This is a genomic window from Cochlodiniinecator piscidefendens, from assembly GCF_011326755.1.
In the GTDB taxonomy this organism is placed as follows: Bacteria; Pseudomonadota; Alphaproteobacteria; order Rhodobacterales; family Rhodobacteraceae; genus Cochlodiniinecator; species Cochlodiniinecator piscidefendens.
The window spans coordinates 380,171-403,295 of the sequence record NZ_JAAOIE010000001.1 but is presented as its reverse complement, the minus strand read 5'-3'; the positions used below and the strand labels follow the sequence as shown (position 1 = coordinate 403,295).

At 49.6% G+C, this 23,125-nt stretch carries 26 protein-coding genes; 9 read left to right on the top strand and 17 right to left on the bottom strand.

The genetic code is table 11. The annotated features are described in order from the left end of the window. Nucleotides 1–11: 11 nt before the first annotated feature. The 6 genes from G9C99_RS02055 to G9C99_RS02030 all read right to left on the bottom strand — a co-directional run bounded on the left by G9C99_RS02055 (nt 12) and on the right by G9C99_RS02030 (nt 6,406). Nucleotides 12–1,517 (bottom strand): DUF4153 domain-containing protein, encoded by a 1,506-nt coding sequence (locus G9C99_RS02055; protein ID WP_166415788.1) that lies wholly within the window; start codon nt 1,515–1,517, stop codon nt 12–14. 203 nt (nt 1,518–1,720) lie between these two features. Then, the gene (locus G9C99_RS02050; RefSeq protein ID WP_166415787.1) at nt 1,721–2,278 is read right to left on the bottom strand and encodes a DUF3833 domain-containing protein; all 558 of its coding nucleotides are present in this window, start codon (nt 2,276–2,278) and stop codon (nt 1,721–1,723) included. After that, nucleotides 2,275–3,495 (bottom strand): MFS transporter, encoded by a 1,221-nt coding sequence (locus G9C99_RS02045; RefSeq protein ID WP_166415786.1) that lies wholly within the window; start codon nt 3,493–3,495, stop codon nt 2,275–2,277. The genes G9C99_RS02050 and G9C99_RS02045 overlap by 4 nt, the downstream gene beginning before the upstream one ends. Then, complete coding sequence (locus G9C99_RS02040; RefSeq protein WP_166415785.1) at nt 3,495–3,977, bottom strand: hypothetical protein; 483 nt, start codon at nt 3,975–3,977, stop codon at nt 3,495–3,497. The genes G9C99_RS02045 and G9C99_RS02040 overlap by 1 nt, the downstream gene beginning before the upstream one ends. Further along, a complete protein-coding gene (locus tag G9C99_RS02035) occupies nt 3,967–5,127 on the bottom strand; it encodes an SAM-dependent methyltransferase (RefSeq protein WP_166415784.1) in 1,161 nt (386 codons plus the stop codon). The genes G9C99_RS02040 and G9C99_RS02035 overlap by 11 nt, the downstream gene beginning before the upstream one ends. Then, a complete protein-coding gene (locus tag G9C99_RS02030) occupies nt 5,066–6,406 on the bottom strand; it encodes an NAD(P)/FAD-dependent oxidoreductase (protein ID WP_166415783.1) in 1,341 nt (446 codons plus the stop codon). Before G9C99_RS02030 ends, G9C99_RS02035 begins: the two co-directional genes overlap by 62 nt. Nucleotides 6,407–6,520: 114 nt before the next feature. On the opposite strand from G9C99_RS02030, the gene G9C99_RS02025 reads away from it, so the two are divergent. Together G9C99_RS02025 and G9C99_RS02020 are read left to right on the top strand one after the other, a co-directional pair. Continuing rightward, nucleotides 6,521–7,294, top strand: coding sequence for a DUF1365 domain-containing protein (locus G9C99_RS02025; protein ID WP_166415782.1), 774 nt, complete (start codon nt 6,521–6,523; stop codon nt 7,292–7,294). Next, nucleotides 7,291–8,016 carry an SDR family NAD(P)-dependent oxidoreductase gene (locus tag G9C99_RS02020; RefSeq protein WP_166415781.1) on the top strand — a complete coding sequence of 242 codons (726 nt, stop codon included), beginning with the start codon at nt 7,291–7,293 and terminating at the stop codon, nt 8,014–8,016. The genes G9C99_RS02025 and G9C99_RS02020 overlap by 4 nt, the downstream gene beginning before the upstream one ends. On the opposite strand, the gene G9C99_RS02015 is transcribed toward G9C99_RS02020, so the two are convergent. Both G9C99_RS02015 and G9C99_RS02010 read right to left on the bottom strand, forming a co-directional pair. Continuing rightward, nucleotides 8,017–8,652: a ChrR family anti-sigma-E factor gene (locus G9C99_RS02015; protein ID WP_166415780.1), complete on the bottom strand. Its 636-nt coding sequence runs from the start codon at nt 8,650–8,652 to the stop codon at nt 8,017–8,019. Between the two features lie 2 nt (nt 8,653–8,654). Further along, the gene (locus tag G9C99_RS02010; RefSeq protein WP_331459959.1) at nt 8,655–9,212 is read right to left on the bottom strand and encodes a sigma-70 family RNA polymerase sigma factor; all 558 of its coding nucleotides are present in this window, start codon (nt 9,210–9,212) and stop codon (nt 8,655–8,657) included. Nucleotides 9,213–9,633: 421 nt separating this feature from the next. On the opposite strand from G9C99_RS02010, the gene G9C99_RS02005 reads away from it, so the two are divergent. Both G9C99_RS02005 and G9C99_RS02000 read left to right on the top strand, forming a co-directional pair. Continuing rightward, nucleotides 9,634–10,092: a tRNA (cytidine(34)-2'-O)-methyltransferase gene (locus G9C99_RS02005; RefSeq protein WP_166415779.1), complete on the top strand. Its 459-nt coding sequence runs from the start codon at nt 9,634–9,636 to the stop codon at nt 10,090–10,092. A gap of 364 nt (nt 10,093–10,456) precedes the next feature. After that, entirely contained in the window at nt 10,457–11,092 is a 636-nt protein-coding gene (locus G9C99_RS02000) for a DUF7003 family protein (RefSeq protein ID WP_166415778.1), read from the top strand. A 27-nt stretch (nt 11,093–11,119) separates the two neighbouring features. On the opposite strand, the gene fosX is transcribed toward G9C99_RS02000, so the two are convergent. Next, the gene (gene fosX, locus G9C99_RS01995) at nt 11,120–11,518 is read right to left on the bottom strand and encodes a FosX/FosE/FosI family fosfomycin resistance hydrolase (RefSeq protein ID WP_166415777.1); all 399 of its coding nucleotides are present in this window, start codon (nt 11,516–11,518) and stop codon (nt 11,120–11,122) included. After that, the gene (locus tag G9C99_RS01990) at nt 11,519–12,004 is read right to left on the bottom strand and encodes an autoinducer binding domain-containing protein (RefSeq protein ID WP_166415776.1); all 486 of its coding nucleotides are present in this window, start codon (nt 12,002–12,004) and stop codon (nt 11,519–11,521) included. Between the two features lie 141 nt (nt 12,005–12,145). Between G9C99_RS01990 and G9C99_RS01985 the strand changes: the two genes are divergently transcribed. Continuing rightward, nucleotides 12,146–12,754 carry a helix-turn-helix transcriptional regulator gene (locus tag G9C99_RS01985; RefSeq protein WP_166415775.1) on the top strand — a complete coding sequence of 203 codons (609 nt, stop codon included), beginning with the start codon at nt 12,146–12,148 and terminating at the stop codon, nt 12,752–12,754. A gap of 112 nt (nt 12,755–12,866) precedes the next feature. After that, nucleotides 12,867–13,469 carry an acyl-homoserine-lactone synthase gene (locus tag G9C99_RS01980; RefSeq protein ID WP_166415774.1) on the top strand — a complete coding sequence of 201 codons (603 nt, stop codon included), beginning with the start codon at nt 12,867–12,869 and terminating at the stop codon, nt 13,467–13,469. Nucleotides 13,470–13,514: 45 nt separating this feature from the next. On the opposite strand, the gene G9C99_RS01975 is transcribed toward G9C99_RS01980, so the two are convergent. Together G9C99_RS01975 and G9C99_RS01970 are read right to left on the bottom strand one after the other, a co-directional pair. After that, nucleotides 13,515–13,739: a hypothetical protein gene (locus G9C99_RS01975; protein ID WP_166415422.1), complete on the bottom strand. Its 225-nt coding sequence runs from the start codon at nt 13,737–13,739 to the stop codon at nt 13,515–13,517. After that, nucleotides 13,736–14,899 (bottom strand): aromatic ring-hydroxylating oxygenase subunit alpha, encoded by a 1,164-nt coding sequence (locus G9C99_RS01970; protein WP_166415773.1) that lies wholly within the window; start codon nt 14,897–14,899, stop codon nt 13,736–13,738. The genes G9C99_RS01975 and G9C99_RS01970 overlap by 4 nt, the downstream gene beginning before the upstream one ends. Nucleotides 14,900–15,231: 332 nt before the next feature. Between G9C99_RS01970 and G9C99_RS01965 the strand changes: the two genes are divergently transcribed. Then, nucleotides 15,232–15,474: an EF-hand domain-containing protein gene (locus G9C99_RS01965; protein WP_166415772.1), complete on the top strand. Its 243-nt coding sequence runs from the start codon at nt 15,232–15,234 to the stop codon at nt 15,472–15,474. Between the two features lie 83 nt (nt 15,475–15,557). Here the strand turns inward: G9C99_RS01965 and ilvN are convergent, their stop codons facing one another. The 5 genes from ilvN to G9C99_RS01940 all read right to left on the bottom strand — a co-directional run bounded on the left by ilvN (nt 15,558) and on the right by G9C99_RS01940 (nt 21,029). Beyond that, the gene (gene ilvN, locus G9C99_RS01960; RefSeq protein WP_166415771.1) at nt 15,558–16,118 is read right to left on the bottom strand and encodes an acetolactate synthase small subunit; all 561 of its coding nucleotides are present in this window, start codon (nt 16,116–16,118) and stop codon (nt 15,558–15,560) included. A gap of 1 nt (nt 16,119) precedes the next feature. Beyond that, nucleotides 16,120–16,668, bottom strand: a complete 549-nt coding sequence (locus G9C99_RS01955; protein ID WP_166415770.1) for a hypothetical protein — start codon at nt 16,666–16,668, stop codon at nt 16,120–16,122. Nucleotides 16,669–16,676: 8 nt separating this feature from the next. Next, nucleotides 16,677–18,431: an acetolactate synthase 3 large subunit gene (locus tag G9C99_RS01950; protein ID WP_166415769.1), complete on the bottom strand. Its 1,755-nt coding sequence runs from the start codon at nt 18,429–18,431 to the stop codon at nt 16,677–16,679. A 328-nt stretch (nt 18,432–18,759) separates the two neighbouring features. Beyond that, entirely contained in the window at nt 18,760–19,407 is a 648-nt protein-coding gene (locus G9C99_RS01945) for a response regulator transcription factor (protein ID WP_166415768.1), read from the bottom strand. Then, the gene (locus G9C99_RS01940) at nt 19,404–21,029 is read right to left on the bottom strand and encodes a cache domain-containing protein (protein ID WP_166415767.1); all 1,626 of its coding nucleotides are present in this window, start codon (nt 21,027–21,029) and stop codon (nt 19,404–19,406) included. Before G9C99_RS01940 ends, G9C99_RS01945 begins: the two co-directional genes overlap by 4 nt. Nucleotides 21,030–21,051: 22 nt before the next feature. Here G9C99_RS01940 and G9C99_RS01935 point away from each other — a divergent pair, with 22 nt between their 5' ends. Together G9C99_RS01935 and G9C99_RS01930 are read left to right on the top strand one after the other, a co-directional pair. Further along, on the top strand, nt 21,052–22,134 hold the full coding sequence (locus tag G9C99_RS01935; protein ID WP_166415766.1) for a TRAP transporter substrate-binding protein: 1,083 nt from the start codon (nt 21,052–21,054) through the stop codon (nt 22,132–22,134). A gap of 99 nt (nt 22,135–22,233) precedes the next feature. Further along, nucleotides 22,234–23,124, top strand: coding sequence for a TRAP transporter small permease subunit (locus G9C99_RS01930; RefSeq protein WP_166415765.1), 891 nt, complete (start codon nt 22,234–22,236; stop codon nt 23,122–23,124). Nucleotide 23,125: the final 1 nt, after the last annotated feature.

Genomic DNA, 23,125 nt, shown 5'->3' with positions numbered 1-23,125 from the left:
CTATCTACCAATCAACTGCGTGATACCGGCCACACAGCAATGCGCCACTTGCGTAGCCCCCAATCTCGCCATCCGTCAATGGTTGGCGCATCCGGCAGGCACCGCTCAAGGTTGTCTATAAATGGTCGATCTTGTGAGCTATTCCGAGCTTCAAGAATCCCATTCGTAATAGCCTGATGCGCAGTCGGTCCAAGGTTGCAAATATGCATACTGGATCTTTGGTACGGGATGTTCGTTGTAGCGATAATTGCAGCAAAGTTGACGAAACAACATGCGTACAATGTTGCCGCGCCTAAAGCTGCATAGCGTAAAATCAACCAACGGTTTGAATGTGCAAATAAAATTTGCCACGCGGTCAAGGATAAACCTAGGGCAACCATCCCCATCCAAATCAATGCCCGCACACGTAGATATGTCAGCCCGTAAACTTCGATATACAAATCTAAACGCAATCCGGCCGAAATACAAAGAGCGACGTTTTGAACAAGCCACAGCATAATCAGGGGCTTTAGAAACGGGTGGCTCAGCAGAAAGGGGCGCGCCAAAATAGCGAAAATGCCAGCAAGCAATGCTGTGATGACCAGAGGATACGCACCTCTTTGAGCATAACTCGCATAACTCATTCCATCCGGAAGTTCACTCCCCCCAACAAAGATTGACAGATCAAGCACAGTTTGAACGCCAATTAATAGATTAAACATAACAAGCGCGCGCAAGACGGAGTCTGTATTGAGGCCTAAACTCAGGAAGCACTTTGGTTTGGTCAGTTTGGGGAATGCACCGTCGTCGAAAATGAACCCATCAGTCATGGGCCAAATCAACAATCCCACACCCAACCAGAAACAAATGCGATTGCTCAAGGCTAAAATGTCGATGTCTATCGACAGGAACTGAGCGAACACAGGATTTGCATCAACCAATAGTGTGAAAAATATCAGTGTCCCACCAACCGGAAAGGCCCAATTCCGGAGGATGCGTTTAACCGTTTCAGTACCCGTACCCCCCGTGTCAGCCCGAAGTGAGCGAATAATGCTGAGAAGAGTAAGAATACCAGACACAGGAATGGCGGCCAAAAGCCGAAAGGCTGCTGTTGGGTATCTATCGGTATCTAGTTTAGGTTGATGTGCCCAGATCAATGAGACAACCAAAGATGTGCATAAAAACATAAGCGAAAGAAATTGTACGTATTCGATGGTTGGCATCACACCAAACACCAACAAAATCAAAGGCCGAATACGGGACCTCAGCGAAAGCTGATACGTTCCGACGCAATAAATTGCGATTGAGTATAACGCCAATGAGATGCCTAGGCTTTGCTGCCAAAATAAAAAATCAGCCCCGAGCACCAAGGTTAGCACTCCTAATATAGGGCGTTTAGAATAAGAACTGCGCGAAATTCGTTTTGGCACAGTTTTGTTGTCCGTCGTGGTGTTTTCTATTCCCTCAGAGCAGCCCAGCCACCACCCGTCCATAGCAAGCGATTTGGGAACGCCTCTAACTCTAAATTGATTTTGCATTATTTTCTCCGTCAATGTCGGAGCTATCTTTGCAGTTTCATCCGCAGAACGTGCTTAGGAGATGTGCAGTAATTGTGCAGACCGATGCGGAAACAGATTCAGGTTTTCGAACCATGTGAAAAGAGCACAAAAGTCACCAATGCCCAAAGTAGACATTGAACAATATGGTTGGCTGGCGCTCGAGATCTCAGTTACTGCGGCACTTAAGGAGAAGTGGTTGCAGGACGCATGGTGGCGACCAATTCCGCAACCATTATGCCAAACTTGCGCATTTCAGAGCGGTTTATGATTACGCCGCTTTCGGTCAAATACAACCAATCTGTCACCGATAGAACATGCCCGCCGGCGCGTTCAGGCAAAACGATTTCATACGTCATCATAATTGTGGAGCCAGACACAACGCCTTGCGCTGCGCCTATGATATCTTCGGCGGTCGCGGTGAAAGTGTTGTCTGCTCCGGCTGTCAGGGTCCATTCACGTTCTTGGGTCTGACCGTTTGAGTATGTAAAACTTTCTGTCAGGGTGCCCGTGTCACCTTCCCAATTGCCTTGCATATGAGCAGTGAAACTGTTGGTGACACGTCCGGTGGGACCATAGATCACCCCTTCGGACAGGATAGGGCCGGAAAGGTGTTCTTTCAGAGTGAAGGCCGGTCCGTTTTCGGCGTAATCGGTGGGTTTTTGTGCCCCAAAGCTAAAAAACACGCCACGCGCTGCGACAAGCAAAAGAATGGCGAACAGAGCAAGGGTCAGAAGTTTCATGTCAGAGGATCCTTTTGCGGCAAGGTCAGGGTGAAGCAAAGAGCAATCAGTTTTAGCGCGCAGGGTAATATGGCATATGCAAAAACGAGCGTGTTGCGGGCGTTGTCATTCAAGGTGGCACCCGGGGTGAAGTTGAAGAAGTCGAGCAAAGGCAAAGCGATAGCAGCAGCCAGAGCCAAGGCGAGCTTACCGGCAAAGCTCCAATATCCAAAGGCGGACGCGGCTTTCAGCCCCGCAGCAATCAACGCCTTTGAAAACATAAGGGGCAGTATCAAAATGTCCGCGCCCATCGCAAAGCCTGATGCGACACAGATCAATAAAAAGGTACTGCGATCCCCTGGCATCAAAAAAGCCGCCCCGAAAAAACTGATGATCGCAAGGCCCATGGCTAAAACAAGGGTATTTCGGTTGCCAAATTTCGTACTGATTTGAGACCAGAATGGAATAGACAGTCCGGCTGACAGAAAGAATGCCAACAAAAACAGGCCGGCCTGTCCGCTGAGGCCTAGGTGATCCTCTGCAAAGAACAGAAATAATGTCGAGGTCAGCGCAACCGGGAGAGAATTTAGAAGCATCAGGAGCAGTAGCTTCATTGCTCCGGCTTGCTTTAGGCCTTGCAACGACAGATTTTTTCCCACCTCAACAGGGCCGCGCCAAATGGTTCTGCTGAACCAAGCGGCAAGGCAAGCAATGCCGCCCAAACATAATCCAAAATAAAACCAGATATCAGGCCCCGCTCCAAACACGAGCAGAAAAGAAGGCAGGGCGGCGGCAAGAATAACCCCAACAAGTTGCCCGCCTTCTCGCCAGCTGGCGAGGCGCAGTAGGTCATTCGGTTGTGCAGAACGGGCAAGCGAGGCGCTGCGCCCGTAAATCAATATGCTGCCCAGACTATAGCCCGTGAACAGGATGATAAGTAGAGCCACGAAAGCCCAGTTCATACCTGCCTGCAGCGAAAATAAGAGAGGAAACCCAAGGGCCATAGATAAGGCGGCCGCATTTGCAAAGGCAGGTTGCGCAGCGGGAAAACGATCTATCAACACTCCCAATACTGGGTCCTGGAATACATCAACCATCCGCAAGATTAACAAGAGGCTGCCCAAGGCCGTCAGACTTATGCCCAGTTCCACTGCAGCAAAACGCGGCAGATGAATGTAAAGTGGCATTCCGGCGGTTGCTAACATCAAGGCGTAAAGACTGACCCGAGGGTAATGCATCACTCGTTTCTCAGATGACGGCTGACGTTGGGGGCGCGGCTGTTGTCTGACAGAAAAATGGACATGAAACCGCGTCGAATGTCGGGCTGTGCTAACCTACAAACTTCTGCACCATTTAGGTAAAGCCGTAGCTGATCTGCGCCTTCGGTCTGGGCCCGAAAAGTATCCCCAGGTCTGACATTCCTAAAACAGGATTGAAGGTCCGCGTCTTGTGGGCGGGTATACCCTAGACGCTGCATTTCAGACTGCGTGCTATCTATCAGGCTTTGACGTGCCAGAGCCCGTCTGTAGGTCAATTCAAGAGTCAGATCTTGTTGCCAGTTTAGGGCGGCGCCACCCGGCGTGAACAGACGCGCATCATAGACAGGGATCCCAAACCAACGAAACGTGGCCTCTCCGCGTTGCTGGAAGTTGTTAGGGCTGGCCCATGAAACGGAATAGCCGAGTAATATGAAGACCAACAGTAAAAAGCTACGCAACATGTGCCATCTCCACTTGCGTTACATTGGTTTGTCCAACTGCAAAGGCCGCGGCACAAATTTCGAGATAGTATTGCCAGTTGCGGAAAAATGCCTCGTCAAAGCCTTGTTCATGTATTTTGGCTTTGCGTGCCACCAAACGGCTGGCCCAAATTCGGCAGGTGCGCGCGTAATCTTGACCAAAGTGAAAGCTGTCATTGATGCGCAAGCCCGCCTGTTGTGCCTGTTGCGCAATCATCGTATCGCTGAGCAACATGCCACCGGGAAACACATATTGTCTGATGTAGTCTGATGACGTGCGATAGGTTTCAAAGAAATCATCCCGCACCGTGATCGCCTGCACAAGAATGCGCCCGCCTTCCGCCAAGTTGCGTTTAAGAGTAGCGAAATATTGGGGCCAATATCGCTGCCCCACAGCTTCGATCATCTCGATAGAAACAATGTTGTCATAGCGTCCATTGATATCGCGGTAGTCGCACATCTGGATGTCTGCGCGCCCGTCAAGGCGGCTATCGGCCCAGGCGTGTTGGCTGGGTGAAATGGTTACGCCGGTGACATTGCGTCCTTCTTCGGCGGCATGTTCGGCAAAACCACCCCACCCACAGCCGATTTCAAGAACGCTATCCCGATCATTCAGGCGCGATAAGGCGCGCGCGTTTTTACGCCTTTGGGCGCGGGCCAAATCACTGTCACCCTCTTGGAAAAGACCCGAAGAATAGGTCATGCCGTCATCCAGCCAAAGTTGGTAAAATTCGTTCCCGACGTCGTAATGGCTGCGGATATTGCGGCGCGATCCCTTGGGGGAATTGGCGCGCAAAAGAGTATCAACAATACGAAACTTTAACCCGGCCAAAGGCCCGGCGGTATCATATGTTTGCAGATGTTCGCGGTTCTTAAGCGCCATCTTCATCAGGCTTTCGATGGAGGATGTATCCCAAAGACCCTGCACGTAAGCCTCGCCAAATCCGACCTGACCGTGGGCGGCAATAGCGGACACAGCGGACCAATCGCGAATGGTCATATCCGCGTCAGGGCCCGAAGTGCCAAAATTATACCGTTCGCCTTCCGGTGTGCGCAGGGTTAAGCGGCCTTCATGCAGACGCTCGCAAGTTGAAAGAAACTGATTTTTCAAAGCTTTGCTTGCTGGTCGCATGTTGTTTTCCCTCTGTATAAGTAGCGGTGTTCATGGCCCGTACAATCCGCATGGCGCTGGCGATACCGTCTTCGTGAAATCCATGGCGGTTCCAGGCACCCGCAAACCAAGTGCGGTTATTGCCTTGCAATTCGCGGATGATTTCCTGTGCAATCAGTGCTTTGCGATCAAACACGGGATGGGCGTATTCTACTGTATCATAAATCAGCTCATCTTTGATGGGGCGAGCAGGATTTAACGTCAGAAACAGCGGATCTGCTTCGTCAATGTTTTGCAGTTTGTTCATCCAATATGTGACGCCAATATTCCCGGTCTGGGACTGATACGCCCAGCTAGACCAACAGGCCCGCCGTTTAGGCATCTGGGCTGGGTCAGCGTGTAACACCGCAGTGTTGGTTTGATAACGCACGGTGGACAATGCTTGTTTTTCGTCGGGGCTGGCACCATCGCCCAAAATGGCAAGGGCCTGATCTGAATGACAGGCTAGAATGATTTCGTCAAAGGTGTGTTGCGTGCCTTTTGAGGTGACTGTTACTCCTAAATCGCTGCGTTGCGCGTGATCAACAGGGGCGCCTAGTTGAATATTACATCCCCGAGCACGCAAAGCGGTTTCCAGCCTTTTGACATATTCGATGCTGCCCCCTTTGACGGTCCACCATTGGCGTTTTTCTGAACCGGCCAAAAGCGCGTGATTTTGGAAAAACCGTACAAGTGATTTTGCGGGGAAGCTATCGATGTCCGCGATCGGTGTTGACCAGATCGCGCCGCACATTGGCAGCAGATACAAATCCCTGAAAGCCGTGCTAAGACCCAGCTTTTGGACCAACTCACCAATCGTGATGTCATCACTGTCTGCGGCTTGCTTGGCATGCTTTCCGAAATAAAGGGTATCGCGGATCATCCGGTAAAACTGCGGGTGAAACAAGTTGGATTTCTGCGCGAGCAGGGAGTGAAGAGAGTTTAGCCCATATTCAAATGAACCATCGTCGATGCTAGCACAAAAGCTCATGTCGCTTTTTTGGACCGGAACATCCAGATCTTGAAACAAACGCGTCAGATGAGGGTAGGTCGCATAGTTAAACACGATGAAGCCTGTATCCACGGGCTGATCACCGTTTCGGCCCGCAAGAACAGTGCGTGCATGACCGCCCAAACGTGTTCCGGCTTCAAAAAGCGTTATGTCGTGATGTGCTGATAGATAATAAGCTGCCGAAAGCCCGGAAACACCACCGCCAACAATTGCGATTTTTTTGCGTGAGCCAGTGCTTTGATCAAGCATATTCAACTGCCTTGTCCTGAATGCGAATAAACTGATTACGCAGGCCCAGTACGATCGGATCATTTATTTTTATAATTTTTGATCTGGCTTGAGGGTTGGCGCGTATAAAAGGGTATGAAAACAGAATATATTCAGGCCCTGACAACACACGCGCGGCGTGGGCGTCTTAAAAATGCTTTTCGCTATCGGGTGGATTATGTGTTGACCCCGCTACCAATGCAAAGCCCAGCCTTGTTGACGCAAAACCGTTTTAACCTCTGGTCGCTGCATGACCAGAACCATGGTGGGGAACGTGGAAACGGGCAGGGCGAAAACTGGTTCAAAGAGGTGTTGCGACATCATGGCTTTCCACTGGATCGTGCTGAGATCCTATTGTTGGCCCAGCCTAAATTTCTTTGGTTTCAGTTTAATCCAGTCAGTTTTTGGATCGCTTTGATCAACGGCAGCCCGCGCGCCTTTGTAGCCGAAGTGAACAATACATTTGGCCACCGGCACTGTTACTTTTGCGCCTGGGATGATTTCCGCCCGATCACCTATGACATGCCAATGCAGGCTAAAAAACTGATGCATGTATCTCCGTTTCAAAAGGTTGAAGGGGAATATAGCTTTAATTTTGGTCTGACAGATGACGCAGTGAATATTTTGATTTCATATCGGAACGGTGATGAGGGTGTGCTTGCCACTCTTGCCGGAAAACGCCAGACGGCAACCAACGGTACGCTGATTCAGGCAGCTGTTGCCCGGCCAATGGGTGGGCTGCGTGTCTTGATGCTGATCTATTGGCAGGCGTTCAGGTTGTGGCGTAAAAAGGCCCCGTTTCTACGTAAACCACCCCCGCCAGAGGATTTGATTTCTGATGGAAAAAAATGGCGTGAGGGGCAGCCATGAAGGACCTTCGCGATAAAACTTGTTGGTTGATCGGAGCAAGCGAAGGGCTGGGCCGGGAATTGGCTCTGGCGCTGTCGGAACAGGGCGTACGCCTGATCTTATCGGCCCGCAACACGGCGCGTTTGGAAGAATTACGCGATCAGATTCGAGATGCAACTCCTTTGCCCATGGATGTGACGGATTGCAAAGCTGTTATAGATGCCAGCAAACAAACTGGGCACATCGATATGGTGATCTATAACGCGGGGGCTTATGATCCGATGGCGGCACAGGACTGGAACACGGATGCGATTTTAAAGATGTCCGAGGTGAATTATAACGGGGCTGTGCACGTGGTGGGGGCGGTGATCCCTGACTTTCTGGCACGTGGTCAGGGTGAGATTATCTTGATTGGATCGCTTGCTGGATATCGCGGCTTGCCCGCAGCACTTGGGTATGGTCCGGGCAAAGCCGCGCTGCGTAGTATGGCGGAAACTCTACGCTATGACCTGCGTGGCACAGGCGTATGGGTGAAACTGGTCAATCCCGGCTTTATCAAAACCCGCTTGACCGCAAAGAACCGCTTTAGGATGCCGATGCTTATGGAGCCTGCACAAGCTGCCCAGCATGTGATGCGTGCCATCAAACGGCGACGGTTTCGCACAGATTTTCCCGTGCCGTTTTCTTGGGTTATCCGCGCGATTGGCATCTTGCCCGACTGGATAATCTGGCGCGGGAAGTGATCAAATCCGAAACAAAGGCTGCAACAGGCGAGGCATAAAATCCTTGAATCGCAAAGGTGCATCCGTAGCGGCCAAGCAGATACAAGGCATGTCCGGCCCGGCGGTGGGAGTGTGTTCCAAATCTTCGTCCCCGATTTCAAGGTCCCCTGTGCCATAAAACCCGGTTTCATCGGAAAAACTGCCCTGCAATACCAGTGTCAATTCCAACCCATTATGCCCGTGATCGGGCACTTTTTGCCCGGCAGGTATCCACAGTAACCTGACGGACCCTTCAGAGTCTGCCGACAGGATGCTTTGATGAACCCCCATACCTAATTTTTTCCAAATAGGGTCTTGCGCCTTTAAGGCAGCATTGAGCGGGCCGGGATAAATGCCGCGGCGTTCATGTACGGGTTCCGGGCGAAACGGATTGTCGAGTTGCGCAAGAATATCCCCTTTTAATCCGGCTGAGATATCTTGTGCCGGAGCGTCTTCCAGGAAAATTCCTCCGGTCATATGGTGGGCTTCCAGGCTTGCACGGCAATCAGAACACATAGATATATGCGTCGCCACCACCAGGGCAAAGGCGTCGGATAAGTTGCCTGCAGAATAGGCCGCAAGCAAATGGTCAGGGATATGATGTTTGATCGCGGACATGTTCATCGCAGACCTTTCAATTCGTGACGCAACCGTTCAAGGCCCAAACGAATGCGAGATTTAATTGTACCCAGAGGTAAGCCAGTTTGTGTGCTTATTTCCTGATGGCTAAGTTCGCCCAGGTAGGCACGTTCAATCACGTCGCGTTGATCGTGGCTTAGAGTTTGAATGGCGGCCTTCAGTTGCCCCGCTTCTTGCTGAAGTGCGAGTATTTGTGTGGCGTCCGGTTCCACCTCAAACATGCTCTCGAGCTCTTCCGGTTGCGGCCGATTGGTTTTGCGCAGCATATCGATATGACGATTGCGTCCGATCTGATAAATCCATGCGGAGGCTTGCGCACGATGCGGGTCAAACTGAGACGCTTTGCGCCAAACAGTTAACATTACGTCTTGCACAACCTCTTCGGCCTGCGCACTAGAACATCCGCTGCGCATCATAACCCCTTTGAGGCGCGGCGCAAAATAATCAAAGAGCGCAGCAAAGGCCACCTTGTCCCTTTGATCGCGGACCGCCAAAAGCTGCTTTGTTTGATCTGAAATTTTACTGTCATCTTCAGACACAGAACGCCCGCCATATTGTGCTTGCCCAACGGTCGACCCACCTGTCTTGTTGTGCCGAAGGGGAGATATCAAAACTTGCGCTATCATGGCCATAATACGCACGAGAAAGAAAGGTGGATCACTTTTTCTCGCTAAAACTTTCGGAACAATCAAAAACGACAAGACCCAAGCTGTGATATCTGCGTTGACATAGATCTGTTGATCGCATCAGCGAAACAGATTGGGCGATGTGTGAATGCCTGTTTCTACACTGGTCCTTTTCAATAACCCGGGTTTCTTACTTCTTGGCCTCTGTCGATAAAAGACGGTTCAACCTTCCCACTGGATTCCCGAATTTAATTTACCAAATTGATAAAGCGGCGTATGGCTAGCGCGAGGCCCTCATCAGAGAAAGTTCGCATATCCCATGGCAGATTCGTGCATGAAAATTGTGTTGGTAACCCCTGAAATTCCGTACAATACTGGCGCGATTGGACGGACGTGTGTTGCGTTGAATTTGGAGTTGATATTAATCAAGCCTTATGGGTTCTCTTTAGATGAGAAAGCCGTGCGACGTGCAGGAACAGATTATTGGAAATATGTAAATCTGACTGAATATGATAGCTGGCAATGTTTTCTGGATGCACGAAAACCGGCTCTCGACAGTCTTTGCTTCTTCGAAGAACATGGTTCTCAGACGATGTACGATCCGGACTATCAACAGGACGGATATTTGGTATTTGGGTGTGAATCAAAAGGTCTATCTGCCAAGATACTAGAGGGGATGGAGGATCGAACTTTCAGTCTGCCCATGCTCGATACACGTGTGCGATCGCTAAATTTGGCAAATGTCGCGACAGCCGTAGTCTATCAAGCGATGCGGAGTCAGTTAGGCGGTTGAAATTGGCAACCTTCCAACAGCGTTGAGAATTATTGTTAAACTGTGCATTGCGTTGGAGAAATTTGCAAAGCTTGCGGGTCGTTCGACCAAAACCTTCGTAAACGACCTAATAGGCTTTCTCAAAAGGCTTAAACAATGATAAGCCGCTTTGGAGTGTCACGGTCTAGGAAATAGCAATTTTGCGACGCTTCAAAGAGTTTTGATACAATATTGGTACCTAGAGCTTAACCAATCAAAGCAGCAGATGACGCGCCATTCCGCGAAGAGATAAACGAGGGGGTGACAACTTTAACACTTGGTAACGTGATTTTACACTTTGCTATATCTGTTTTTAAATGCGGGATGACCCGCCCAAAATATCATCATGAACGACAATAATACGCGAGACTATACAGGGCTTTCAGCGTCTGAATTGGCATTTCAGTTAGACAGCGCCAATTGGAAGTACGGCCCAACCTTCAACGTCCGGTTTTTCTTTGATCATCCGCTTGATTTCTCAGACTTCGAGGCAACTTTACTGGACGATCAGCTTTGTATCTCAGAACCAAAGTTAAATACTCCGGGTGGAGTGCTGCTTCGTCACGATCATTTTCCAGGCTGCATAGGTGCACGCTACTATGACTTTCAGCGCCCCGATCGGCGAGAGCCAACATTAGTGTTCTATCCGAGACAGTACCGTAGGTTTCTGTGTGGGCAACGATTTTCGAATGCCCCAAAGCCTGGGGTTTTCGAGCTTTGCCGATACCTTGCGCATGATCACCGCGAAGCGGTGTTTGCGAGTGAAACTGAGCGTCGCGTTAGTATTCTTCCGGAAATGAAACAAATTTTGCTCTTGGACGAGTGGCACCATCCTGATCTGGCAAATGGGAAAGCCCCAAGTCAGACCGAGACCTTTCAACGGATTGCAAGCGTTCTTGAACAAAATGAGCCCAAGCTTTTCTCTACGGACGAACCCGTGAACAATCACTGGAAAAATTGGCCCGAAGGCGGAACTCTTTAGCAAAGAGGCGGCAAACGGATATTCACATCATTGATAACGTGCGAGCCGTTCGGACAATGTCCCAGTATGGAGTTCGAACAAATGATTGTCGCGATCATAGAAGTAAATTGACCGACCTTCACCGTCTACGCGTGGGCGGCTTTCTCTTATTTCCAGGTTTAGCAGTTTTATTGCTCTGAGTGCGGCGTCGTAATTCTCATCCGGTATTTTAAACGCGATGTGATTGTAGCTCCGTTCAGGAAGTGACGGACCCTCCATAATCGCGACCCAAAGGCCCGCAATATCGAAAAACCTCTCTTTTGAGAGGGAAAAGCTATTTTCGCCACTATCGTATATTTTACGGGCAGATAGCACAGTCGTGAGGATTTGCTCCATCGCATCCAAATCTTCAACGATGAAGGTCATATGACTTAGACCTTCAACCATTTAACTATGCGTAAGGGTTATGGAGAGTCGTTTAAGCGCTGCACGCTCTTCGGCAGGGAGGTCTACCGTGTCTCTGGTTTGATGATGGACTTCGTGCAGAATGCGGGACAAATCGGCGACTTCTTCAGGAGTATGGTCCCGATCAGGGCGCGCAAAGCCGCCAATTGTGCGTGAATTGTCTTCTACGAGCGAAATAACAGTTCCAAACTTCATGCCGTGTTCGGCGGCGAGCGATACAACCCCTTTGGGATCGTCGGCCCCTAAGGCCCCCCAAGTCGTAGCGCCGGTATTTTCAAACCCCCAACGCACGATCGGATCGTGCAATACGAGGCCGGCCATTGAGTAATATTCGATCCATTTCATCGGGTAGGTTTGAAACAGAAAATTTGGGGTTGTGTATTTGATGTGCATCGCAAGCGCGTAGCCGGAAGGACAACTCTGTTCTAGATCGGCAAGAAGAGGGCTGATACTCAATTTTTGATCCATAGTTTATCCATCAATTCGCATTAAGGTTGTACTTATACAAAAACCTGCACTATCTTCGCCATTAAGATGACACATCTGAAACCTAAAGGAAAGTTCATCTCGTATTTTGCAAATAGTATACAATTAAGATAAATAACGACGATGAACGATGCAATTGCTTCATACAACTTTGAGGGTTTAGCTTCAGCTGGATTCTATATCGCATTGCGGTTGGGATATGCCTATCCCGTAGCTGAGTTAAACGCGCTCCCAAAAAGCTGGGTGGACCTTTATACGGTGCAGGGCTTCATGCTGTCTGATCCAGTGTTGCGGTGGGTTTATAGCAACACCGGAGCGGTGCGTTGGAGCGAAATCGAAGAGGCCGATCCACGGGGTATTTTAGACGCCGCCAAAGAGTATGGAATGCAATTTGGCGTAACGATCAGTTGGCAGGAAGAAGGGGATCGTGGGCTTCGCAGCTTTGGATCCTTTCTGCGAAATGATCGCGAATTTACCGATTTGGAAATTTCTCAATTGGCCGCGTCGCTTGAAGATTTACATCAGTCGCACGCCCCTCCAACCAATCTTACGAACGCGGAACTGGAGGCGCTTAGAATGGTGCGGGACGGCCTGCTGATGAAACAGGTTGCGGATGAGTTAGGGGTATCTTTAGGGGCCGTAAAGCAACGTTTGAAGAACGCAAAACAAAAGTTGAGAGCCAAAACAAGCAGTCAGGCCATCGCGCTCGCGGTGGAGCATGGGTTAATATAAAGTTAACCAAAAAGAATATAATCAAATCTTTTTTCCCGTTATGCGTGAATATTATCGTTAACAAAAAATTGTGATCGGTTTCTAATTCAATCTCCATATAGGAGAGTGAACAATGGAAAATATCACCTTTGACTTGTCGAATATGCATCAATTTGGAACAGCTTTTTTTGATTACCTAGCCCTCAGAAAGTACTTTTTCGTCGACACGCTAGGCTGGGATATCCCACACAATGATACGGTTGAGATGGATCAATACGATAATCCACTCGCGCATTATTCGTTGGTATTGAAAAATGGGTATGTGGTAGGTGGCGCGCGTGCGATGCCAACGACCTCTTCTTGGGGGGAATACACATACATGCTTCGGGATGCTGTATCAGGTAAACTCGGAACAATACCCGAGGGGGTAATGGAAGGCGAAGTTGCGACCAAACGTGTTTGGGAATGTACGCGGCTTGTTGTGTCTGACAGGTTGCGCGGGGGTGAGCGCGCGGAATGCCTGTCCTTGATCGTTGACGGCCTTGCCAAAACGGCCCGCAAACGCGGAGCTAGCGAACTGATTGCACTGACCCGTCCATCGTTGGTGCGTTCATTGCGTCAGCTTGGGTATGATGCGAGCCGCATCGGCGAACCTTACCACAATGACGGTGACGGACGTCGATACGCTGTTTTGAGTATGCCAACAGAACGTATGGCGGAACTCGTAGCCGCCTAAATGTTATGAGAGGGGAGGAGTGCTGCCGGTTCGCCGGCAGTCACCCTAGGTTTCGCGCCCATATGTGACCAATCGCGCATGTAGGTCGTCGCGCGCCGGATGCGCTTGTTCCAATGCGAACACATAGGCATGCGTCCAAAAGAAACAAGCAGCATCTATATCACCATCTTGTTCAGCAATTCGCCCGGCCTTCTGATACAAAGTGACCAGAGACATTTGATCGTGTTGAGCATGGGCTTCTAAGATTTGATCTTCTAAATCTCGGCTCACTCGGCGGCCTGTGATTTTGCCTGTTGTTGTTCGCGGTGGATTTGAATGCGGCTGGCAACCCAATCATGGAAGCAATGTGTTGGAGCATCCATTGCTGGTGAAAAACGCCCACCGTCGAAATGCGGGGCATGACGGCCTTTTTGCATACCCTCAACGACGAATACATCTTCCTCAAAGACTTCGCGCCATTGAACCGTGTTTTTTGCACGGAGTTCGTCATCGGTGTCTTGGCTGGCGTAGTACAGGTGAACGTGCTCTTTGGTTTCGTCCAAAGCTGTAGGTTCAAGGATAATCGCAAACCCATGATCACGCTGGGCGCCCAGAAGAACATTGGGATAAACCGTGATGTATTCAGCACCGGTATTCCATTTTTCCGACAGGCCGGGAAAATCAGGAAATACATCCCCAGCGTCATTGGTCAACTGGCGGTAGACATAGGTGCCTTGGCCGGAAAACCGTCCATATTGGTTGATGTTATAATGATCTTCGAGCCGGGAATAACTGTTTAGACCCGGATGAATCCATGGAAGGTGATAACTTTCGCAGTAGTTTTCGACCGCAAGTTTCCAATTGGTTTTAACCGGAAGTGTGAAGGTACTGTCTGCGCCGCCATGATAATGGGGGCTGTCAAATTCTTTCCAGCGTTCAAGAAGTTCAGCATGTACAACTTCAAAGGGATCAGCGTCACCGGATATGTTGACGAAAACAATATCACGCCAGATATAACTCGGAATTTCAGTAAGCCCGAGCGTGTCGCGGTCAATGTTTTCGTGAGTGTTATGACCTGCACCACCAACATGAGGTGTCGAAACCAACGCGCCTTTGTGGCTGTAACACCAGCTATGATAGGGGCACCGGATCGCGCCTTCGATTTTTTTTGGTTCACTGACTAGGATCATGCCGCGGTGACGGCAGGTGTTTTGAAAAACACGGACGACGTTGTCTTTGCCACGCATCAACAAAAGTGGGACGCCTAAAAACTCAACTGGTTTTGCATCGCCGAGTTCGGGAACTTCTGCGGCTGTAGCGAGGCCCGACCAAGAATTAAACAGCACCGCCTGGCGTTCTTCTTCAAAAACGACGGGGTCGATGTAATGATCATTTGAAAGCCCGTTCGCGGTTTCGATGGGCTGCCTTACAACACTTAGATCAGTGGCCATGTAGAATCTCCAAAGTTGCGATTTAAACCCGACACTAGTGTTTAGTTTTGAGATTGGGTATTCAAACAGCGACTTTGAATGTCAAAAGACGACAGGAATTGTGTATTTAAGCAGATTTTTGCGATTTTGCCCGTTTCGCGCGCGCGAGTTATCGCCATCGGCGGGTTTTAGCATTTGCATGGGCGTGCAGTCGCACAGTGGTTCAACCCAAAGCGGCACGGCTATGCCTTGTTTCGGGGGTGTTGTGCGTTCTGCTAGACCAATCGGTCGAAACTTGGATGGTGGCCCATGTTCACGCGAATAAATCGTGGAACATAAGGAAAGGACACCAAATGAAACAGATCATCACTCACGCTACCGCGATCACATTTTTTGCAACTCTTCCCGCGTTTGCCGGGCATGTTGCGGATACAAATGGCGATGAGGTAATTACCTTTTCAGAGCTTCAGGCCGTTTTGCCAGATTTGACTGAAGAGGTGTTTATCCAAGCAGACACAGACAATAATGGTCTACTAAGCGAACAGGAAATGTTGAACGCGGTCGATACCGGGATCATTCCGCCCTTTGAAAGTTAAGTGAGTTAGCCCCTTTCGGTCGCCACTCTTCTTAATGAAAGGGGCTGGACCTGCCGCTTGCAGCACGGCGGCAGGTCTATTATTTATTTGCCGCGCGATAGCGCCGCAACACCAGTGCGCGCAATACGGCCAAGGCCCAATGGCCGCATGAGATCGGCAAAGGCGTCAATTTTGTCCGGTGTTCCGGTCAGTTCAAACACGAAGCTTTCCAATGTGGAATCTACGACATTCGCACGGAAGATATCCGCAAGACGCAGAGCCTCAACCCGGTGATCACCTGTGCCGTGTACACGGAACAGCGCGAGCTCACGTTCCACAGAGTCACCTTCAACGGTGAGATCGTGAACCTCATGAACCGGAACAATACGACCCAGCTGCGCTTTGATCTGTTCGATCACTGCAGGGGTGCCTGTGGTCACGATGGTCACACGAGACATGTGACCTTCTTTATCGATCTCAGCGACAGTGAGGCTATCTATATTGTATCCACGTCCAGAAAACAGGCCGATGACACGGGCTAGAACGCCAGCCTCATTGTCAACGATACACGCCAACGTATGGGTTTCGATGACATCAGCATTTGGGTCTTTGAGATCATACGCCGATTTCTTTGAGGCGCCTTTTTTAAGTCGAAGTGCAGACATTTTATAACTCCTCGATGTTGGTAATGTAGTCAATTTCACTTATTGATTTCCCAAGGAATTCCATTACTTCCGAAGGGGAGTAATAGGATGTACCTTCCATGACAAAGGGTATATTTCCGGTTTCAAGTGAAAATGGGTCGCCTTTGATCGTCTCATCACCCGCTACATCGAGGCTTGTAATTTTGCGGCACTCCCAATTTCCTCCGTACTGTCTCGTAACAGGGTTGAAGCTGCTAGACCCGTAAAGATAGCAAAGAGTGTTGTCGCCATCTCTCGTTCTTTCCACCTTCCATTGGCCCATCACAATACTTCTGTTTCCGGGGTACCAAAGATAAGTCGTTCCATCAGGAGCGTGGTATTCATATTGTGTACCGTGGCGAAAGTTGTTGTGCGAAACTCGTGTGGAATTCGAAAAGAAGCGTTGTGATAGTTCTGCGGATGCAGCAATAGTCCTAGCTTCGCTGCCCAATGGAAAAAAATTTTCTTTCTCAACGAAACCGCAGCCTGATAGGACTGAAATTACGCTAAAAGCTGCAAATAAGTTTCTCATTTGTCACCTTAAACCAAAACCGCGCCGGTGGAACCGATGGCGTCTTGGGTTGACGCGTCGCCCATAAGCATTTCGTTGTGAGGAGCGCCCGATGGGATCATTGGGAAACAGTTTTCGTGTTTTTCCACGAGGCAATCCATAATCACAGGACCATCGTAGTCCAACATTTCCTGAATAGCGGCATCCAGTTCAGACGGGTCAGAAACGCGAATACCTTTGCAACCAAAAGCTTCGGCCAACTTAACAAAATCAGGCAAAGATTCAGACCAGCTGTGGGAATAGCGTTCACCGTGCAGCAATTCTTGCCACTGGCGCACCATACCCAAGCGTTCATTGTTCAGGATCAACTGTTTGATCGGGGCGCGGTACTGAATGGCTGTGCCCATTTCTTGCATGTTCATCAACCATGACGCTTCGCCAGCAACGTTCACAACCAGTGCATCAGGGTGCGCGATTTGAACACCAACAGATGCAGGCAGGCCGTAACCCATGGTGCCCAATCCGCCTGACGTCATCCAGCGGTTTGGATCTTCAAAACCCAAATACTGCGCGGCCCACATTTGGTGCTGACCCACCTCAGTTGTGATGTAGCGATCCATGCCTTTGGTCAGCGCTTCGAGGCGTTCCAATGCGTATTGTGGTTTGATGATGGTTTCGGACGGCGTGTAGCTTAGGCATTTCTTTGCACGCCATTCGTTGATCTGAGACCACCACTGCTGCAAAGCACCTTTGTTGGTTTTGCGACCACGTGATTTCCAAACTTTCAGCAGATCCTCAAGCACATGGCCTACGTCGCCAATGATCGGCAAATCAACATGAACAACTTTGTTGATCGAAGAGGGGTCAATATCAACGTGAACCTTCTTTGAATTCGGGCTAAAGGCGTCCAAACGACCTGTGATCCGGTCGTCAAAACGTGCACCGATATTGATCATCAAGTCGCAGTCGTGCATCGCCATGTTTGCTTCGTAAAGACCATGCATGCCCAACATGCCAACCCAATTGTCGCCAGAGGCAGGATAGGCGCCCAATCCCATCAATGTGGATGTGATTGGAAAATTAGTTTCGTTGGACAATTCGCGCAGCAGTTGGCTTGCACCTTTGCCAGAGTTGATGACGCCGCCACCTGAGTAAATGATAGGGCGTTCGGCCTTTTCAATCATTTCAGCCAATTCAGTGATCGCCGCGATATCGCCCTTTACAGTTGGTTTGTAGTGGCCTGTCGCAACTTTGCCCTTAGGGGTGTAGGTGCCGTTTGCAAATTGAACATCTTTGGGAATGTCGATCAAAACCGGGCCCGGACGGCCAGAGGTCGCAACATGGAATGCCTCATGGATAACACCAGACAGTTTGTCCGTATCTTTAACCAGCCAATTGTGTTTGGTGCAGGGGCGGGTGATGCCAACGGTATCAGCCTCTTGGAAGCCATCAGTGCCTATCATGAATGTCGGAACCTGACCCGTCAAAACAACCAATGGAATGGAGTCCAAAAGCGCGTCCGTCAAACCGGTTACTGCGTTCGTTGCTCCGGGGCCAGATGTTACCAAAACAACACCGGGTTTACCGGTAGAGCGCGCATAGCCTTCGGCAGCGTGAACAGCGCCTTGTTCATGACGAACCAGAATGTGGCGGATGTCATTCTGTTGGAAAATCGCATCGTAAATCGGTAGCACAGCGCCGCCGGGGTAGCCAAAGACTGTGTCCACGCCTTGGTCTTTCAAAGCTTGGACGATCATATTTGCGCCGGTCATCTGCCGTGTCATTTTACTCTCCGTTTACCGTGCCCATTTGGGCGTATTTTTAAGCAATAAAAAACCCCCGGTTCTTAGTCGGGGGCGCATGGGGATTATTTTGGATTTCCGTTACCGGCCCATGCGCTTTCGATTTAGAATGACGACGAGGTTTGTCATATCAGAGGTCCTTTGCTTGTCTGGGGAACTTATGAGTCCAATAGAGGGGCGTCAACAGGGAATTTGGGATTTTTCTGTCGTGAAGTGCTGTTTTTCTTTTCGAAAGTTGCGTAATTTTGCAAATCCAGCATATTTTTGGAAATCTCAGGAGGAAGCGCAGAGTGATTCACAAATAGGAAGGCTAAACGCCGCCACCTGTTCCTTGAAGCACCCCATGCTCAAGCGCATATCTGGTCAAACCAGCGGTTGAACTGATGCCAAGTTTGCGTTTGATGTTTTTACGGTGCGTTTCAACGGTGCGTACCGAAATATTCAAATCTTCAGCAACGTGGCGGTTTGACTTTCCCTGGGCTAGTTCCAGCAAAATAGTTTGCTCGCGACATGTCAGAGGTTCACGCCCGTCTTGCGTTTTAGGAGACAATGATTGCGTTGCACCCGTACAGAGGTATTGATCACCCTGCATGACTTTATCTATGGCGATTTTGATTTCGTCGGTTGGCACATCCTTCAGCAGGTAGCCTTTGGCACCATGACTAAGTGCAATTGAAATATACTCAGGGCTATCATGCATCGATAAAATCAGAATACGGATGTTTGGCTTTTTTTCCAAAATCAGTTCTGTTGCAGCGAGTCCGGTGACGCCAGGCATATTGAGATCAAGCAGAATAACATCGGGGTTCAAAGCACAGACTTGATCGATTGCCTCTTGCCCGTTCGAAAGCGTTCCAACGACAGATAGGTCGTCGTAAGTTTCTAAAATGGACTGAATGCCTTCTGCGACCATCGGGTGATCATCAACAATCAAAACGCGTGTTGCTTCTGGAGTCATGGGATCATTTTTCCTAACGGTTTGGGCGGAAGCAATCGTGACAATGGCACTTGGGCTATGATCGACGTTCCAGTCTTTGTGCTGTTGATGTCGAGGCTACCGTTTAATTGTTCCATACGTTCTTGCATATTCCGTAGCCCCAAACCAGAGTTGCTGCGCGTTGTTTGCTGCACCTGAACGATCCCTTGGCCGTTATCAGTGATTTGCATTGTTGCACCTTTGCGATGCCCAAACAAATGTACGGAAACGGAGGTCGCATCAGCGTGGCGTTCGATATTGGTGAGGGCTTCTTGCGCAACGCGATAAAGGGCGATCTTGGCTTCGCCATCCAATCTGTTGCGAAACACCACGGTTTGGAAATCCATTTCGATACCCGTCCGGTTTGAAAATTCCGTCGTGAGCGATTTTAGGGCAGGGCCAAGCCCAAGATCATCCAAGACACCCGGACGTAAATCACGACTGATACGGCGTACCTCTTGAATGGCTCCGTTGAGGTTCGAAATCCCAGTATCAAGCGAATTCCCGGTTTTCGGGTCACCTTTCAATAAACGGCGCCGCGCCAGTTCAAGCGCATATCGAACCCCGACAAGGATCTGACTGATCCCATCATGTAATTCACGCGCAACCCTGCCGCGCTCTTCTTCTTGGGTGTCAATAATACGCTGCGTGAGTTTCTTGAGCTTTGCGTCAGCAAGACGGCGTTCTCTGATATTGATAAAGAGACCGGATAGGAAAACAAGAAGCAGCGCGGCCAGTGTAATCGCGCCAATGTATAAAAAGGTCTTTCGGATACGGTTTTCAACTTCGGCGCGGGCGGTCGCGACAGTTTCAAGAACGTCATCGATAAAAACACCCGTTCCCACGACCCAACGCCAATCTTGAAGCCCAATCACAAAAGTAACGATACGCGCATCTTCACCTGTTGAGGGTTTGGGCCAGAGATAGCTAAAGTATCCGCCACCTGATCGCGCGATGCGTATTTGTTCGTCGATGACGGACGTGCCTTCGCTGTCTCGCAACCCAGACCAGTTGCGCCCAATCATTTCCGTTCTTCTGGGACTGACCAGATTATTGCCATCATAATCATAGACAAAGAAATAACCGTCTCTTCCATAAATCATGGAAGACAAAATTTGTGTCACCTCAAGCATCGCTTCTTCGTCGTCAGGTGCTGCACGCCCGTAAATATTGATGAATGCAGTTCGCGCGATAGACATATAGTTTTGCAGCTCTGCTTTCTTTGCATCAATAAGTTGAGTCTGAAGAGATGCAATTTCACGTTCTGCCAATAGGCGGGCTTGGGCTGCCACCAGGAACGCGATTGCAGTCACAGCAAAGATTAGCGGCAAAGTCGCAAGCAGGAATATTTTCTGCCCATAGTTTAACGAAAAACGGCGTGTTTTACCTGTTTTTGCTGCCGAAATATGTGATTCTTCCTGGCCCACTGCGGGAACGTCCTTATGAGTCGACCTAATTTCTAGGAATTTTCCGCGAATTTCCAGCAAATTGGTTCGGAAATCTAACAATTTTGGCTTATCTACGTAGTTGTCGGTATTTTCGATATTGCGCTCACGCCTTAGTGTGCGTGTACTGGAATGAACCGCTATCAAATTAGCGGACATTAACTCTAAGGGAGAAATTTTAATGGATCGTCGTTCGTTTTTGAAGACATCTGCGCTGGGTGGCTCAGCTGCTGCTGCGTCAACTCTAGCTGCGCCGGCTTATGCTCAAGGGCGCCGCACATTGACTATGGTTACAACTTGGGGCCGTGGCCTTGCAGGTGTTTTTGATGCGGCCCAACGTGCTGCAGATACCATTACAACAATGTCTGACGGTTCTTTGACTGTCGAAGTCAAAGCGGCTGGTGAACTCGTTGGTGCGTTCGAAGTTTTCGATGCTGTAACTTCTGGTCAAGCAGATATGTATCATGGCGCAGACTACTATTTTGTTGGTCAGCACCCAGGTTATGCATTCTTTACGGCTGTTCCGTTTGGCATGACAGCTCAAGAATTGGCAAACTGGTATTATCACGGCGGCGGCGCTGGTTACCACGATCAGCTTGGTGAAATCTTTGGTTTGAAATCATTCTTGGCTGGCAACACTGGCGCACAAGCTGGTGGTTGGTTCCGTAATGAGATCAATGGTCCAGAAGACTTCCAAGGTTTGAAGTTCCGTATGCCAGGTCTTGGTGGTGAAGCGTTGGGTCGCATGGGCGCCTCTGTTCAAAATCTTCCGGGTTCAGAAGTATACCAAGCGCTCGCTTCTGGTGCGATCGATGGCACCGAATGGATCGGTCCATGGGCTGACGAAAAAGCCGGTTTCCAAGAGATCACTCAGTACTATTACACTGCTGGTTTCCACGAGCCAGGCGCAGGTCTATCGCTTGCTACAAACCGCGATGTATTCGAAGAGCTGTCTCCGGCGCACCAGAAAATCATCGAAACCGCTGCTGCTGAATGTCACCAGTGGAACTTGGCTCAATTCTTGAACAACAACGGCGCAGCACTGCAGCGTTTGCAAGCTGGCGGTGTTCAGGTTCTTGAATTCCCAGATAGCGTTTGGGATGCAATGGGCGCGGCTGCAAGCGAAACATTAAATCAGTATCGCAGCGATGATCTGTACGCAGAAATTCACGACAGCATGAAGGCTTCTATGCAGGCGTCTTCTGGTTGGTTGACACGTTCTGAAGGTCAGTACCGCCAGCAGCGCGACCGCGTACTGGGCTAATCGTTCTGACTCTAAGGCCTCTCAGGATATTTCTGAGGGGCCTTTTCCTTGCTGCTTCGGGACAAAGAGCAGAATTCCTAAAATATATAGGAGGTGAGGATGCTATCTGGCATTTGGTGGTTTATTCAAAACCTTGCCATGTCATTCTACAACCTTGGCTATGCTATAACGCACCCAAGCCTGTGGCTCGACTGGTCAAACAAAGAAGCGATCATGCGCTTCATTTACTATGGCGGTTCCGCTGAACTGTTCTTCGTTATTATGACCACTTTTTTAATTGTGACCGGGATTGGCCTGTGGCGCAATGAATTCATGTGGGGCTGTGTGCGCGGGCTTGAAGGGTTTGCAAATGCAATAGGGCGGTTCTTTGCGTGGGCTGGTTTGCTGATGGTTTTGCAGCAAATCGTGATCGTGTTTGTGCAACGTATCTTTGCAACACCAGAAATTGGGATCGGATTTGGATCACTTTTCACCCAAGACGTAAGTTGGTGGGCCGAGGAACTAAAACTATACAATGCGCTGATTGTTGCCATGTGCGTGACTTACACTTTCGTTCAAGGCGGTCATGTGCGTGTTGATCTGGTTTACTCTATCGTGAGCCATCGTACAAAGCGCGTAATCGACATGTTTGGTTCGCTGTTTTTCATGATGCCAGTGGCTGTATTAGTTTGGTTATACGGGTGGTTTTTCATGTGGCGACATCTGGTTGTCCCTAATCCATCTGCTTCTGATAGTTTAGAGCGCTTGCTCAACAAATCGCGGGCGTTGCGTTGGAACGTTGAAACCATCGGGTTTTCACCGAATGGGTTTAATGCGTATTTCTTATTTAAAATCCTGCTGTTGGCCTATGCAGGTTTGGTTTTCTTGCATGCCATTGCGTTTTTCTATCGCTCGTTCCTTGAATGGAAAGAGGGCGAAGGAAGCATCGGCAAATACCTCGACAGAGATTCTCTGGGCGAAGGTGAAGAAGCCTATGAAGGCACTCATTAAT